This window comes from Acinetobacter brisouioides, assembly GCF_004331075.1.
Classification (GTDB): Bacteria; Pseudomonadota; Gammaproteobacteria; order Pseudomonadales; family Moraxellaceae; genus Acinetobacter.
Window position 1 is genome coordinate 105,617 of record NZ_SJNX01000009.1, and the last position, 15,689, is coordinate 121,305.

The following is a 15,689-nucleotide window of genomic DNA, read 5'->3' on the forward strand; positions in this document are numbered from 1 at the left end:
ATTTAGCACTATTTTTATATAAATATCATTTATGAAGAAAATCAGATTTTAAATTTGGATAACGTCCAGAAATAAAAGCCAACGCGCATTTCATATCTTGGCGAATTTGGATAGTTGAAGTTTCATACATTTTAGCAACTTCACGTAGTTTTTTATCTTCTACACAGATTTGCCAAACTGCATCTATCCAGTCTTGTAGTGTTTTGCTATCAATAGCACGAATATCTAGGATAATACGCTGGAATGCTCGGGCTTCATTGTCCGTAATCTGACAAACAATTCCACGGCGGAGGTGTGATGTGGAGACAACTATAGATTTAACAAATACTGAGCGTCGGGTTTCTACTGCAGAATTTGCAATGCGGATGAATTTTACTGAAAAAGAGCTATACGAACGAATCAAGGATGGTCGTAAAAACTTCTGGCTTAATAGCTATGTTTTAAAGTGTGTTACTGATTCCAATAATGAGGATTTGGTTGCATGAAACCACCAATAAAGAAGGTCGCCAAGTGCGATCTTTTTTTGCAAAAAAACCAAATGTGAGTAACATCGTGAGTAATTAATCTATAAAATTAAATTATTTAATTTAAAAAAAAATTATTTATGATTTAAATGCTGACTTGCATCCATCGTCAGCATAGTTGCAGAACGAATAATTTGTTCTCCGATCTTCACAATTTCATATAAAGCTGCGATAAAGAAAGCCTGCTCATCTTTACGTTTAACACCTCAACGCTGCGGTTGATCATCAATATATTTACTCTCATAAAACTCCGTAACAGGAATCACACCAAATTTGCATTTCAAGATTGATGCCTGAAAACTTGGTTTTTGTAGCAGTGTTTCCTGCCGAGCATTATAAGTATGCTTGGCAACCGTTACATCTGTCGCCCATTTTGGCACTAAACCAAACATGACGTTGCGCCATTCTAACTCTCGCTCTGACTGAAACAGTAAAGGGCAATTTCCCATCGGGTAAACTTCATCAGAATATTCAAAATCAATCGCAGGTAACTGTAATTGCTGAAGTTGAGTGAGTGTTAGAGGCTTGAAATTCACGCACATATTCGAATCAAATTTGACTGTCTCGACCTATTATCAATGAAAAATCATATTTTTTCTAATTCAGGCGATCTAAAAGCCATTTTACAGATATAAAAAAAACCTCCGAAGAGGCTTTTTTTAGTTCAGGTGATTAATCACCTGTATAACCTTTCAATTTTAAACGTGCTGCATGCAATAAAGGTTCTGTATAACCTGCTGGTTGCTCTGCACCTTTAAAAATCAAATCAGAAGCAGCTTTGAACGCAATATTGTTGTCAAAGTCTGTTGACATCGCTGTATATTCTGGGTCATTGGCATTTTGCTCATCAACCACTTTTGCCATGCGATGTAAGACTTCTTCAACTTGTGCCTGAGTCACAATACCATGGCGTAACCAGTTCGCAACGTGCTGTGAAGAAATACGTAAAGTTGCGCGGTCTTCCATCAGACCAACATCATTGATATCTGGAACTTTAGAACAACCTACACCAAGGTCAACCCAGCGTACAACGTAACCCAAAATCCCTTGACAGTTATTTTCAAGTTCTTTAGTGATTTCTTCTGCTGTCCAGTTAGTTTCAGCAGCCAAAGGTGGTGTCAACAAATCATCTAAAGGCAATGCTGATTCAGACAAGAGTTCTTGTTGACGCTCAGATACATTACATTGATGATAATGAATCGCATGAATCACCGCACCCGATGGAGATGGAACCCAAGCACACGATGCACCTGCTTGTGGATGCTCAATTTTGGTTTTATACATATCAAGCAATAAATCTGGTTTTGGCCACATGCCTTTACCAATTTGTGCTTTACCACGTAGACCACATTTTAGACCAATCATCACGTTACGGTTTTCATAAGCTGCAAACCATTTTTGGTTTTTCACTTCAACCTTACGCACCATTGGACCTGCTTCCATAAAGGTGTGGATTTCATCACCCGTACGATCCATGAAGCCTGTGTTAATAAAAATAGTACGATCTTTGGCTGCTGCAATACAGTTTTTCAGGTTTACAGAGGTACGACGCTCTTCATCCATAATACCGACTTTCAAACTCTTCGCTGGCAAGCCAATCAATTGTTCTGCACGTTCAAATAATTCAACTGCAAAAGCAACTTCTTCAGGGCCATGCATTTTTGGTTTAACAATATACATTGAACCTTTGCGAGAGTTCTTCACTGTATTTTGTCCCAAGATATCAACCTTAGACAATAATGGAGTCACTAAAGCATCCAAGATGCCTTCGTAAATTTCTTCACCATCGACCAAAATTGCAGGGTTTGTCATTAGATGACCAACATTACGCAACAACATCAGTGAGCGACCATGAACGGTAGTCGTACCACCCACTAAATTGTGATAGCTACGATCTTGATTCAACGCACGTTTAACTGTTTTACCTGATTTTTCAAAAGAATCTTCTAAAGTTCCTTTCATCAAACCAAGCCAGTTACGATAGCCTTCCACTTTTTCTTCAGCATCAACAGCCGCAACTGAATCTTCTAAATCCTGAATCGTCGTTACAGCCGCTTCTAGCACAATATCTTTCACGCTAGCGCTATCTGTTTTACCAATTGGGCTATTGGCATCAATTTGCACAATTGCATGCAAACCATTTTCTTTTAGTACAATTTCTGTCGGCTGAGCAGCGTCACCATTGTAACCAACAAACAGTGCAGTTTTTGCAAGTGTGGTTTTTGTGCCGTCTTTTAGCGTAACAACCAATTGGTTATTTTCAACGGTATACGACACTACATCTGCATGAGAACCTTGAGCTAAAGGGAAAATTTCATTTAAGAAATTTTTAGCAAATGCAACAACCTTTTCGCCACGAACAGGGTTATAAGCTTTAGTTTTTTCTGCACCATCAGTTTCAGGAATTACATCGAAACCATAAAGTGCATCATACAATGAACCCCAACGTGCATTGGCAGCGTTCAGGCTATAACGTGCATTACGCACAGGAACAACCAATTGCGGCCCTGCAAGTAATGCAATTTCTTCATCTACATTATCAGTTGTAATTTGGAAATCTTCTACTTCGGGTAATAAGTAGCCAATTTCTGTCAAAAAAGCCTTGTAAGCTTCTAGTTTGAATGTGTTATTACGATGCCATTCATCAATTTTAGCCTGAAGCTCATTACGCTTGGCTAAAAGCGCTTTGTTCTTTGGACTAAGATCAACAACAACTTGTTCAAATCCTTTCCAGTAGCTGTCGCTGTCTAAACCTGAACCAGGTAGAGCTTCATTTTCAATAAAATCGTACAATTCCTTAGCAATTGCAAGTTTGCCTTTTTGAATACGTGCAGTCATTGTCTTTCCTGATTGTGCTACTTTTTATTACCGAGGTATTCAGTATAAACATTTATACTGGGCTGAATAGCTTTATTAACTTGCGAAATAGTGAACATTTTAAATCAACACCACCCCACCATATCATTGATATATAAAAATAAAATACAGAAAAAAGGATGTAAATTATTTTTAAAGGATCTGTAATTAGACTAAAGTGCCACTCGTCATCATTGCAGTCAAATTGACTCTAACAAATTTCAACCAACAGCGTCTATGCTTTTATTTTACACAGATGTAAGAAAATAAAAGCGCCTTTTCGGCGCTTTTATTTTTATATTTCTTCTTTTTTATCAGATGTTTGCTCTATATGATGATGCTCAGAATTCAAATAATCATCCGACTGCATTTCAAGTAACCGCGAGCGTGTCCGCTCAATTTCAAATGCCAACTTTTCACCTGAATAAATTTCAATAATACTGTCTTGTGAAGTTAACAATAACTTGACGCCACGGTCATAAAACTCATCAACCAAATAAATAAAACGTCGTGTTGCATCACTGAGCTGATCAGTTAAATGTGGAATATGGCTGACCAGTACCGTATTGTAAATATTCGCAATTTCAATAAAATCGGCAGGACTGCGTGGTTTTAAACACAGCTCTTTAAATTCGCACCACAATACATCCTGACTATGACCAAGTGTTTCAATCTGGCGATGGTTAATCTCAATATTACTTTTGACGATATGTTGTGATTGAGTCAGTGCATGAAAACGCTCATCAATCCATCGGTCTGCTTCAGGTGTAAGTGGATGCTTAAACAACTCTGCCTGCTTCAATACCCGTAAACGATAATCCACACCCGCATCAACGTTTAAAACAGCACAGTTTTCCTTGACCATTTCGATGGTTGGCAGAAAACGATCTCGGTGAATACCATTTTTGTATAAGCCATCTGGTGCAATATTTGATGTCGCAACCAAAGTAATCCCTCGTTGGAACAACTTTTGGAACAAATCACTCAAAATCATAGCATCGGTCACATTCGATACAAAAAATTCATCAAAACAAATAATGACCGCATCTTTATAAATCTGATCAGCAACCAAATCCAAAGGGTTACGCTGCCCTGAAAGCTTGTTTAATTCCTTATGCACATATTGCATAAAATGGTGAAAATGCATTCGGGTTTTACGTCGAAATGGAATTGAATCAAAAAACTGATCCATCAACCAAGTTTTACCACGTCCCACTCCACCCCACATGTACACACCTTGTGGTGTAGTTTGGCGGCGAAAGCGGCGGAACGCTTTTTTTGAGGCTTTATAACGGTTTAGCAACTCTTGCCAGACTCGCTCTAGCTCATGCACTGCCTGAGCTTGCGCATCATCTGGCATAAACTGCCCTGAAGACAATGCTTTCGCATAACGTTCCGCAGGCGATAATGCCGCGGCATGAGTCAGATTTTCAGATTTAGAATTAAACATATGCTTCAATATTTCATGTCAATAAACAACGTTATGCGAATTTGGCTGTGATTTTTATGTCTTAGACAATAATTCATCTAGACATAAATACAATCATTTTAAACATTCATTCCCTTGCACCATAAAAATCTGAATAAATTATATATTTATCCATATGATTTGCAGCACAATCCAACCGTATTATTTTATAAAGCAAAGCCTGATTTCAAGTTTTTTTACCCTGAAATTGCAAAAGGCGGCAAAATTGCACGCCTTTTTTAACATTAAACGAGTATTTAAAGGAAATTATATGGTTGCCAAAATATCGCGCAACACTTGCTGAGGGTGTTGCGCTTGAGTAATTGGTCGACCAATAACTAGATGTGTAGAACCATCCTGCATTGCCTGTGCAGGTGTCACGATACGCTTTTGATCATCTGCATTTGAACCTGCAGGGCGAATGCCTGGAGTTACAAGGGCAAATTCGCTGCCCAAATCCTGACGCAAAATTTTAGCTTCCTGTGCTGAACACACAACACCATCCAAACCACAATCATAGGTTAATTTTGCTAAACGACGAACCTGATCAACTGGCTCAATATCCAGACCAATATCACGTAAATCTTCACGCCCCATAGACGTTAATACAGTAACCGCAATCAATTGGGTTGCATAATTTCCAGCTTTTAGTCGTTCAACACAGGTTTCCATCATTTTACGACCACCAGAAGCATGGACATTCACCATCCAGACGCCCAAATCTGCAGCGGCACACACTGCCTGTGCAGTTGTGTTTGGAATGTCATGAAATTTCAAATCCAAAAAGACTTCAAATCCAAGATGATGTAAAGCTTTTACAATCTGAGGACCTTCATGAGTAAATAGTTCCTTACCTACTTTCACTCGGCAAAGTTCAGGGTCAAGCTGTTCAGCAATGGTTAACGCTTGGGCTTGGCTTTTCGCATCTAAGGCAACAATAATACTCAAGAGATTAATTCCAACCAAAAATAAAGCCCATTATAATGGGCTTTTATCTTCTGGGCTAATATCCAAAACAGTTTTTTCTTGCCTACTGTGAGTAATTGCTTCTGTAGCAGCCAGTTGCGCGCTTTGAATCTGCTCTTTACGTAAATGATCAATATCTTTACGTAAGCGCTGGATTTCCCAACGACTTTGAAACACACGAAAAACCTGTACGCCTAGCAATAACCCCAGCACCACACCTAAAGCCAATGTTAATAATAACATTAAGCCTGAACGCATAGCAGGAACCTGAGTAAATAGCAGATCTACACTTAACTCAGTGCCATTTTGTAAAACCAAAGCCAATGAATAGCCAAACAATATAATCAATACAAGAATAAGGATAAAGCGCATAAGGCCTCCTACATCAGCGTGCTGTTTTAGTTATTTTTCACTTCCAGCTTCATTGACAGCATCACGCAATGCTTTACCCGGTTTAAAATGAGGAACCGCCTTTGCTGCAACCTCAACAGATTTACCTGTTTTAGGGTTACGTCCTACACGTGGTTCACGGTGATGTAGCGCAAAACTTCCAAAGCCGCGGATTTCAATACGATTGTCCGATGACAACGCCTCAATCATTTGATCAATCATAATCTTGACAGCTTCCTCAACAAGAGGCTCAGCCAAATGCGGATTTTTCAAAGAAATACGTTGTATTAAATCAGATTTATTAAGTGCTTCTGTAGTCATCTATGACCTCATTGGTTTATATCGATTTATCAGTCAATTGATAATAACCCGTTTAAATACAAAACGGTAGCGCAGTATACCAATACTACGCTACCGTTTACAGTAATTAAATAAAAAGTATCAATTAGTTACACTAATTTTCAACCTTTTTACGTTATTACTTCATTTGAGCTTTAATCAAATCACCAATAGTCTTAGGACCATTGTCTTGACCAGTAGCCGCTACTTGACGTAAGTTAGCAACAGCTTCTTTCTCTTCAGCTTCATCTTTTGCTTTAATAGACAAATTGATAGAGCGAGATTTACGATCAACATTGATGATTTTAGCTTCAACTTCTTGACCAACTTCTAAGAATTTAGTCGCATCTTCAACGCGATCGCGATTGATTTCAGATGCTTTAAGAGTTGCTTCAACTTCGTCAGCTAACTTAATCGTTGCGCCACGAGCATCAACTGCAGTTACAGTACCTTTAACAAGCGCACCGCGTTCGTTAGTAGCCAAGAAATCGTTGAATGGATCGCTATTCAATTGTTTGATACCAAGGCTGATACGGTTGCCTTCAGCATCTACAGATAGGATAACCGCTTCAACAGTATCACCTTTCTTGTAACGACGGATTGCTTCTTCGCCTTGTTCATTCCAAGAAATGTCAGACAAGTGAACTAGACCATCAATACCGCCAGGTAAGCCGATGAAGATACCGAAGTCAGTGATAGACTTGATCGTACCTGAAACTTTTTCGCCTTTGTCATGGTTCTTAGCAAACTCTTCCCATGGGTTAGCACGAGTTTGTTTGATACCAAGAGAAATACGACGACGTTCTTCGTCTACTTCAAGAACCATTACATCAACTTCATCACCGATCTGAACAACTTTAGATGGGTGGATGTTTTTGTTAGTGTGGTCCATTTCAGAAACGTGAACTAAGCCTTCAACGCCTTCAGCGATTTCAGCAAAACAACCGTAATCAGTAAGGTTAGTTACACGTGCTTTAACGATAGAACCTTTAGGATAACGGCTCATGATCGCTAACCATGGATCTTCACCAAGTTGTTTAAGACCTAGTGAAACACGGTTACGTTCACGGTCAAATTTAAGTACTTTAACAGTAACTTCTTGACCCACTTCAACCACTTCTGAAGGATGTTTGATGCGTTTCCAAGCCATATCTGTGATATGAAGAAGACCATCAATACCGCCAAGGTCAACGAATGCACCGTAATCAGTAAGGTTCTTAATTGTACCTGTAACTGTTTGACCTTCTTCAAGCTGAGCAAGAAGGGCTTCACGGTCAGCTGAAGATTCAGCTTCCATAACAGCACGACGAGATACAACAACGTTGTTACGTTTAGCATCAAGCTTGATAACTTTGAACTCTAACTCTTTACCTTCAAGGTGAGTTGTGTCACGGATAGGACGAGTGTCTACCAAAGAACCTGGCAAGAACGCACGAACTGGACCGATGTCAACAGTGAAACCGCCTTTAACTTTACCAGAGATAATACCAGTAACGATTTCGCCATCTTCAAAGATTTTTTCAAGTTTAGTCCAAGTTTCAGCACGTTTTGCTTTTTCACGTGATAAAACTGTTTGACCCATGCCATTGTCAAGCGCTTCAACAACAACATCAACAGTATCACCAACTTGAACCTCAAGTTCACGTTGGTCATTTAAGAATTCTGCACGGTCAACAACGCCTTCAGATTTAAGGCCAGTGTCAACAGTTACCCAGTCGTCATCGATGCTTACTACAACACCTTGGATGACTGCACCCTTTTCAACGTTTAGATTTAATTCGCTTTCTTCAAAGAGGGCTGCAAAAGATTCGGTCATGTTATACCTGATAAATTCAACAGTCTTGGATCAGTCAAGGCTGGTTTAGTTACGCTGACATATCATCCATAAATCTGATCAAGTGATGTGTCAAGCTAAAATGCTTTTGCTAACTGCACGTCGATATAATTGACCATTTGTGTAAAGACTTCATCAATTGTTAGCAATGAGCTATCAATCACCAAAGCATCTACAGCTGGCTTAAGTGGAGCAACTTTGCGCTCCATATCTCGTTTATCGCGTGCTTGTATATTAGCTAAAATGTCATCTATTTTAGCATTCTCACCCATGCTCTGCAACTGTTTTACACGGCGTTCAGCTCTTGACTCTGCTGATGCTGTTAGATAAATTTTTGCTTGTGCTTCAGGAAATACAACTGTACCCATATCACGACCATCTGCGATTAAACCAGGCAACTGAGCAAAATCTCTCTGGCGTTGTAACAGCGCATCACGTAATTCAGGAATTACAGCAACTCGAGATGCAAATGCACCCACTTCTTCAGTACGAATAACCTGTGATACATCTTGATGATCCAACAAAATCCGAATACCTTGCTCTGTTGCCACAAATTCAATCTGTAGATTACGAGCAATCTCAACACACTCTGTTAAATGATCTTGCAAAACTTCAAGTAATTTTCTTTTTTCCAATGACAAACCAAGCAACCGATATAGCGCCCCAGAATCCAACAAGTGATAATGATAATGTTGCGCGATTTTGGTTGCCAAAGTTCCTTTACCAGAACCACTTGGTCCATCAATCGTAATTACATGAATATTCATAAATAATCCAAATATAAATTTAATATTTAGGTTTAGCGAAGCTAGCTAGTCTGCATTTTGCATACAATAAATTCAATCATCTTTTTTTGTTTTAAATAGGCAATCTCAAAGAAACATCATAAATTTTATTATTAGGCTTCTTTTATCATAATTTTCAGCTTCTTTAAATTCCTCGCATAGAAAAGAAAGAAAATAGATAAATAAAAGACGTTAATTTTGTTTTAATCACAAGATTTATTTAGCTTTATTGACTATTCGACCACTTGCAACATGACAAGCCTTTTGCATAAAAATAACGTAGAAATCTGAAAATCCAGCTTTTCTAATCATAATTTCAAACGAAGTGTGCCAACACAAAAACATTCTTATAAAATAACAATAAAGAGATCTATTATTTTCTTTGCTAGGCAAGGTTTAGCCAGCTCATCCCCAGCTAAACCTTTTACTATTTTAATTACCTGCGTCTGTTGGGCGCATTCTTAAAACTTTGTTCGCTTTATTTAATTCCATATTTAAAGCGATATTGCGAGGTGGGATTGGAGATAAAAACCATTTTTTATAGAGCTGATCCATTTTTCCTGAACGCCACAGACCAATAATGACCTTATCTGCTATAGCTTTCATTTTCACATCGTTATTTGGCAGCATAATCGCATATGGATCAACCGATAATGCTGTGCCTACAATTTTATAGTCGTGTGGATGTCCTGAAGTTGCAATTAAACCCGCAAGCGTTGAGTCAGCACCAATAAAGGCATCTGCTTTGCCTGCTGCAAGTAATCCAAATGACTCTCCATGATCACGACCATAAATTTTATGAATCGTTAAATCATGACCACGGACGGTTCTATTTAAATACTTGTCTGCAATCACACCTGCTGTTGTCACAACAGTTTTGTTATCTAAATCATCTAATTCTTTCGCATGTGAGGTGCTTTTCACCGCCATACGAATTTCAGCCATATAGTAGTTGGTTGAAAACTTGACTTCACGATCACGAATCACTGAATGGGTTGACGTTCCACACTCCATGTCAATTTTCCCAGATCTTAGCATTGGAATACGTTCAGTTGGAGAAACTGCTTTATACACCACATGTAAATTTGGCATGTGTAATTCTTTTTTAATTTCTGATGCAACATCATTACAAATATCAATTGCATACCCTACTGGGCGCCCATTGACTACATAAGAAATGGGCTGCGATGATACACGATGCCCAATGACAAGCGTACCTGTTCTTTGAATTTTGGCCAATGTATCCACTGCAAACGCAGATGTAGCTGACATAGATAACGCACAAAGCACACTAGATGTACAAATTTTTCTAAGACCTGATTTCATATTTTCCCTTATGATCATATCAATATAATTTATGAATGCACAAATATAGGTCATTTTATATAAATTATCAGTAAAACAATAAATTACATGATCAAAATTAGGGCTATTGGCATTTCACAAATACCTGAGACATAAGCTGTGTACCGAAAGGTGCAAGATTTTTTAAGTATTTCGAGAAAAAAATGGTGAAGCTTAGTGATTTCAAATGAAACATTATTAATGGAAAAATACTTTAAATGGCCGAGTTTCGAAAGATTCTAACTAAAACCGCCTTAAACTTGGTTATGAAACTCGATAATAGAGTCAACATTGCCTTACTTAAGGCATTTTGCCGATAACGCAGACCATGGCATAGCAACAGACCCTAATACGTTTTATTGTTTTTTTCAGCTCTACGCTTTTTAAAAAAAGCACTTAATAGTGTACTTGCCTCTTGCTGCAAACAGCCATCTTGATACTCAAAAATATGATTATAGTAGCCATTATTTTTTAATAGTTGACGTGCGCTCAACAAAGACCCCGCTTTAGGCTCATATGTTGCAAAAATAACTTTATGAATACGGGCATGAATCAATGCACCAACACACATCGTGCAAGGCTCTAAAGTTACATAAAGCACAGCATCATCAGGAAGACGGTAATTTTGAATACGGGCACAAGCATCGCGCAATGCAACGATTTCGGCATGTGCCGTAGGATCTTGCAAAGTAATTGGCGCATTATAACCTACGCCAATGACCTGATTTTCACTAACAATCACAGCACCGACAGGGATTTCACCCTGCATTTCTGCAAAACTTGCCTGCTCTAGTGCCAACCGCATCCAGTTTTCATCATCAGAAGAAAACTGATGCGGAGTTAGTACATTAAATGACATGATATTGTTTTAGAATCGCATTCCAGCTTTCAATCGTTGTGATTGGAGGACATGCTCCCAAAATCCCTTTAAGACTAAGTTCGTCATATTTTTGCCACTCTGGAGACAAGTCTTTATCAACCAGACGGGCACGTACACCCTCAATGAAATCTGGATGGCGAATCTTCCAATTTGAAATCTGAACTTCGAGATCAAATACTTCGTTCCATGAGTGCACATTACGCCCCCACTGCCATAACAACCAAGTCAGTGCAGCAGTTACAGGTGAACCTTTTTGCAAGTTTTCACTGGCTTGACGCAACCAGTCACTTCGCGCATCACTCAAACCAATGATTGCTTCATAATCATATTCAAAATGAACACCACGACAAACGCTATGCAGCACATCAAGAGAGTTTTGCAGAGGCCCTGCACCAACTGGTCGATGCAGACTATTGAGCGTGTCATCAATTGCGCGAAAATCCCCAGCAGGATAATGCTCCCAGTCAATATCAATCACTTTTTTCAGAACGACATCGCGCTGTGCATCACAGATATGGGTTGCCCAGCCAATCGCATAAGCACCAGCCGAGGTCATGATTGAACCCGTTAAACCAGTAAATAGCCCAACTGCCCCTCTGTCTGCCAAGAAACGAGTACCACCCACATCAGGGTATAAACCGATATTAATTTCAGGCATGGCCAAACGAGAATATGGTGTAACCAAACGGAATGGCGCAGCCATGAACAGACCAAGCCCACCACCCATCACATACCCTTCACCCCATACTACGATTGGTTTGGCATAGTTATGCAATAACAAATCTAGGGCATATTCTTGTTTAAAAAACTCTGTTGCTGTATCTGCGTCGTTTTCAAGTACCAACTGGCGTAACTTGCGAACATCTCCACCCGCACAAAATGCTTTAGGTGTAGTAGAGTCCAGCCAGATTGCTTTAACCGTGTCATCCTGATGAAAATCCTCAAAGACATCTTTTAGCGCTTTGACTATGGATAAATCCAAGGCATGTAGAGATTTTGGTCGGTTTAAACGTACAATACGCCAGCCATTTTCTGCCTGTTCAATAATAAGGTCTGGGTGATACTGCTGAGTATTAGAAGGTTGTGTCATGCGTCCAGCTGCCAGTTTATTGGCTCAATGCCATTTAGTTTCAGATAATTATTGGTCTTAGAAAACACTTTACAGCCAAAAAAACCGCCACGATTTGCTGCGAGTGGTGATGGATGGGCTGCCGTAAGTACCAAGTGTTTTTCTCGATTAATTCGTTGTCCCTTACGCTGTGCATATGCGCCCCAAAGAATGAAAACAACATGTTCACGTTGCTCATTTAACACATCTATCACGTGGTCAGTGAATTCTTCCCATCCTTGACGCTGATGTGATGTTGGCTGCCCTGCTTCCACAGTCAATACACTGTTCAGCAATAGTACACCTTGTTGTGCCCATTGGCTTAAATCACCATGATGCGGTATTTTTATACCAAGGTCAGCGTGAAGTTCATGGAAAATATTACGTAAAGATGGCGGTAATGCAACCCCTTTTTGCACAGAAAAGCTCAAACCATGTGCTTGATTAGGACCATGGTAAGGGTCTTGCCCCAAAATAACCACTTTAACCTGATCTAAAGGCGTGGTATTTAGTGCATTAAAAATAAGGGGATTAGGTGGATAAATCGTTTTATCAGCCTGTTTCTGCACCATCAAAAACTGGCGTAAATCATCCATTTTGGAGCTGAGCAGAAAATCTTGCAGCGCATATTTCCACGAAGCTTCCAATTGTACTTTATCTAACTTTTGCTGTTGTTGTTCCATTAATGACATGTAAAAACCAATATCCCATTTAGATTCAAGAAATTTGCACTTGTAATTCAACTTTAGGATTCAGAAATGGTTGTCCCTGCTTTAATTTACGATACATTTCGGGATCTGACCATTCTGCCTGAACCTGCTCAGAAAATTCAATTTCATCAAGAGCCAATACACCCATTTGTACATTTTCAATATCTTCCAAGAAGCTCTGCGCATATCCTGTATCAGTTTCATGCACAATCACCGAATATACTTCAACATCACCTTCCCCATTTTGGGTTTGGGTCGATTTTAGAACCTGTTGAGCTAAATAGAAAAAAATTCGGGAGAACTGCTCTGCAGAAGGCGAGACTGGCAAGCTGATCCAGCGAGCGCTAAAATTCTGACAAGCTTGAATATACTCTGAATTATCCTGATTCCAGAAACAGATCGCGTGATCAAAACTGTCGAATAATTCTTTGATAACACCTTTAAGCAAACCAAAGTCATAGACCATTTGCCCATGATCCAGCTTCGATGCTTTAAGCAACAGCTCGACTTTGTAACTATGACCATGAATTGAGCGTTTGCAACGATCTGAGGTACAGTTTCTTACAATATGAGCATTCTCAAACTTAAATAACTTACGAATTAACATGAGGCTAATGAATAACTATGAATTTTGAGTAGGACATTCGATTATAGAACAAAAGTCGAATTTTGCGGAATAATTTTCATCCCAAGTTGCATTTTACTCACAAATCAGTCTTGGACATGCATATGCAATTTTGGTAGTGCCAGTGCCTGCTCAATATAAGCAACACGTAAACTGTCACGCGAACCCAAATAGCGTTGATAAAAACTAGAATTGAGCAACATTGCTGCACCGTGCGTCAATGACCAAATGCCAGCCAAATAATCACGCACACTCATTTGGCTCTGAATAGATTGTAAATAATCTTCAGTGATCTCGATAATAATACGCAAGCGCTGACGGCGAATCTGATATAACTGGCCAAAAAGCTGTTGTATACGCGTACCTGTCATAGACAATTTTTCTTCAACACTATGAAATAAAACGGTACGCTCAGAATAATGCAAATGATGCAGCATAAAAAATGCCAGATGCTCAGCAAAATTTTTATTGGCATCTTGTAGCATTTCCAACAGCATCTGTTCATTGCGAATAATCAGCAACATGTAAAGTTCATCTTTACTTTGAAAGTGCTTATAGAGTGTACCTTTTGCCAGATCCAACTCCGCAGCCAGAGCATCTAGCGTCATCCCTGCTTCGCCATTTTCTAATAATAATTGTTCAGCAACTTGAAATATTAATTGTTCCCTTGCTTGAAACTGTGCTTGACGATCCGTCTTCATTTACTGCATTTTCCAATAATTACATTATTTTAAGTTAAGAAGGTTTTCAAAATTCTGGCTAGTAATCTGGCCAATTTCTTCTACAGTCAAACCATAAACCTGCGCAAGCGCCTGAGCAACAAACGGTACATATTTGGGCTCATTGGTTTTACCACGATATGGCATAGGCGCTAAATAAGGGCTATCTGTTTCAATCAATAAACGATCTAAAGGCACATGTTTAGCAACATCTCGCAACTCTTGAGCATTTTTAAACGAAACAATTCCTGAAAATGAAATGTAATAACCACAATCCAAAACGGCTTTTGCTGTTGCTAAATCTTCAGTAAAGCAGTGCAAAATACCATGTGTCGATTGTTCAGTACAAATCATATCAATCGTGTCCTGTTTTGCAGAACGTGTATGCACAACAACAGGTTTTCTCACCTGTTTTGATGCTTCGATATGTCGAGCAAAGCAAGCTTTTTGCTCTGCAACATACTCGGTACTATGATAATAATCTAAACCTGTTTCACCAAGTGCCCACACCTTAGGATCTTGTGCCAATTCAACCAGATACTCTACGGTTGCTTCTTGCATGACTTCAGCGTCTTCACAAGGATGTACGCCTACGCTATACCCTACATCGACATGTCGGTGTGCAATTTCGGATAAAGCGATATGATCATTTAGCGCTACCGATATTCCCATGAATTTTGTGACGCCAGCATTCCGCGCAGCTTGTAAAGCCTGATCCAGATCACCTGCATATGGACTTAAATCCAACATGGTGAGGTGACAATGAGTATCGGTAAACACATAGACTCCAGTTTTAAATCGTATAACTAAGGTGATTGAGTGACAAACTTCCTGCAAGCAGTTTTTCTGCTTCAGCCTTATAGTAAGCACCTTTATCATTGGTGAGTTGAATTGCAAATCCTTGAGGTTTCGCAACTGACTGTTTGTAGTTAATCCAGATAACTTTACCTGTTAGAGGAATTTTCTGGCTTTGATCTGGCAAAGTTGCCAAAACGAAAACCTCCTGTCCAAGTCGCACAGGTTGCTGCGAAGAAATAAATAAACCACCACCATTTACAAATGGCATATAGCTCGCTTGTAACGTAGCACGATCAGTAATATTGGCTTGGATAATCCCGCCCATACGAGGTTGTAGCATTAT

The 15,689-nt window shown here is 39.2% G+C and carries 17 protein-coding genes and 1 pseudogene; 1 reads left to right on the forward strand and 17 read right to left on the reverse strand.

Features of this window, described 5'->3' with window-relative positions; translation table 11 throughout:
- Nucleotides 1–25: 25 nt before the first annotated feature.
- On the reverse strand, nucleotides 26–367 hold the full coding sequence (locus tag E0H77_RS13820) for a hypothetical protein (protein ID WP_228258338.1): 342 nt from the start codon (nucleotides 365–367) through the stop codon (nucleotides 26–28).
- On the opposite strand from E0H77_RS13820, the gene E0H77_RS13960 reads away from it, so the two are divergent.
- Nucleotides 300–485 carry a hypothetical protein gene (locus E0H77_RS13960; protein WP_131378495.1) on the forward strand — a complete coding sequence of 62 codons (186 nt, stop codon included), beginning with the start codon at nucleotides 300–302 and terminating at the stop codon, nucleotides 483–485. The two genes, E0H77_RS13820 and E0H77_RS13960, sit on opposite strands and share 68 nt — an antisense overlap.
- A 128-nt stretch (nucleotides 486–613) precedes the next feature.
- On the opposite strand, the pseudogene E0H77_RS12610 reads toward E0H77_RS13960, so the two are convergent.
- The 16 genes and pseudogenes from E0H77_RS12610 to E0H77_RS12685 form a co-directional block, all read right to left on the reverse strand.
- Nucleotides 614–1,066 (reverse strand): annotated as a pseudogene (locus tag E0H77_RS12610) (SOS response-associated peptidase family protein); the annotation flags it as partial.
- A gap of 130 nt (nucleotides 1,067–1,196) precedes the next feature.
- A complete protein-coding gene (locus tag E0H77_RS12615) occupies nucleotides 1,197–3,362 on the reverse strand; it encodes a malate synthase G (RefSeq protein WP_131378497.1) in 2,166 nt (721 codons plus the stop codon).
- A gap of 313 nt (nucleotides 3,363–3,675) precedes the next feature.
- A complete protein-coding gene (gene zapE / locus E0H77_RS12620) occupies nucleotides 3,676–4,830 on the reverse strand; it encodes a cell division protein ZapE (protein ID WP_004752580.1) in 1,155 nt (384 codons plus the stop codon).
- A gap of 285 nt (nucleotides 4,831–5,115) precedes the next feature.
- Entirely contained in the window at nucleotides 5,116–5,796 is a 681-nt protein-coding gene (pyrF, locus tag E0H77_RS12625; protein ID WP_045793558.1) for an orotidine-5'-phosphate decarboxylase, read from the reverse strand.
- Between the two features lie 30 nt (nucleotides 5,797–5,826).
- Nucleotides 5,827–6,186 (reverse strand): lipopolysaccharide assembly protein LapA domain-containing protein, encoded by a 360-nt coding sequence (locus tag E0H77_RS12630; RefSeq protein WP_004752584.1) that lies wholly within the window; start codon nucleotides 6,184–6,186, stop codon nucleotides 5,827–5,829.
- 30 nt (nucleotides 6,187–6,216) lie between these two features.
- A complete protein-coding gene (locus E0H77_RS12635) occupies nucleotides 6,217–6,525 on the reverse strand; it encodes an integration host factor subunit beta (RefSeq protein WP_004752586.1) in 309 nt (102 codons plus the stop codon).
- 157 nt (nucleotides 6,526–6,682) lie between these two features.
- Nucleotides 6,683–8,359: a 30S ribosomal protein S1 gene (gene rpsA / locus E0H77_RS12640; protein WP_131378499.1), complete on the reverse strand. Its 1,677-nt coding sequence runs from the start codon at nucleotides 8,357–8,359 to the stop codon at nucleotides 6,683–6,685.
- A gap of 95 nt (nucleotides 8,360–8,454) precedes the next feature.
- Nucleotides 8,455–9,144 carry a (d)CMP kinase gene (cmk, locus tag E0H77_RS12645; RefSeq protein ID WP_131378501.1) on the reverse strand — a complete coding sequence of 230 codons (690 nt, stop codon included), beginning with the start codon at nucleotides 9,142–9,144 and terminating at the stop codon, nucleotides 8,455–8,457.
- 450 nt (nucleotides 9,145–9,594) lie between these two features.
- Nucleotides 9,595–10,488, reverse strand: coding sequence for an amino acid ABC transporter substrate-binding protein (locus tag E0H77_RS12650; protein WP_131314719.1), 894 nt, complete (start codon nucleotides 10,486–10,488; stop codon nucleotides 9,595–9,597).
- 364 nt (nucleotides 10,489–10,852) lie between these two features.
- Entirely contained in the window at nucleotides 10,853–11,365 is a 513-nt protein-coding gene (gene tadA, locus E0H77_RS12655) for a tRNA adenosine(34) deaminase TadA (RefSeq protein ID WP_131378502.1), read from the reverse strand.
- Nucleotides 11,355–12,476 (reverse strand): enoyl-CoA hydratase/isomerase family protein, encoded by a 1,122-nt coding sequence (locus E0H77_RS12660; protein WP_131378504.1) that lies wholly within the window; start codon nucleotides 12,474–12,476, stop codon nucleotides 11,355–11,357. The genes tadA and E0H77_RS12660 overlap by 11 nt, the downstream gene beginning before the upstream one ends.
- Nucleotides 12,473–13,186 carry a uracil-DNA glycosylase gene (gene ung, locus E0H77_RS12665; RefSeq protein ID WP_131378506.1) on the reverse strand — a complete coding sequence of 238 codons (714 nt, stop codon included), beginning with the start codon at nucleotides 13,184–13,186 and terminating at the stop codon, nucleotides 12,473–12,475. The genes E0H77_RS12660 and ung overlap by 4 nt, the downstream gene beginning before the upstream one ends.
- Before the next feature lie 25 nt (nucleotides 13,187–13,211).
- Nucleotides 13,212–13,811 (reverse strand): 6-pyruvoyl trahydropterin synthase family protein, encoded by a 600-nt coding sequence (locus E0H77_RS12670; protein ID WP_131378508.1) that lies wholly within the window; start codon nucleotides 13,809–13,811, stop codon nucleotides 13,212–13,214.
- Nucleotides 13,812–13,915: 104 nt separating this feature from the next.
- Complete coding sequence (locus E0H77_RS12675) at nucleotides 13,916–14,530, reverse strand: TetR/AcrR family transcriptional regulator (protein WP_131378510.1); 615 nt, start codon at nucleotides 14,528–14,530, stop codon at nucleotides 13,916–13,918.
- A 24-nt stretch (nucleotides 14,531–14,554) separates the two neighbouring features.
- The gene (locus E0H77_RS12680; RefSeq protein ID WP_131378512.1) at nucleotides 14,555–15,328 is read right to left on the reverse strand and encodes a TatD family hydrolase; all 774 of its coding nucleotides are present in this window, start codon (nucleotides 15,326–15,328) and stop codon (nucleotides 14,555–14,557) included.
- A 13-nt stretch (nucleotides 15,329–15,341) separates the two neighbouring features.
- Nucleotides 15,342–15,686 carry a PilZ domain-containing protein gene (locus tag E0H77_RS12685; protein WP_004901282.1) on the reverse strand — a complete coding sequence of 115 codons (345 nt, stop codon included), beginning with the start codon at nucleotides 15,684–15,686 and terminating at the stop codon, nucleotides 15,342–15,344.
- Nucleotides 15,687–15,689: the final 3 nt, after the last annotated feature.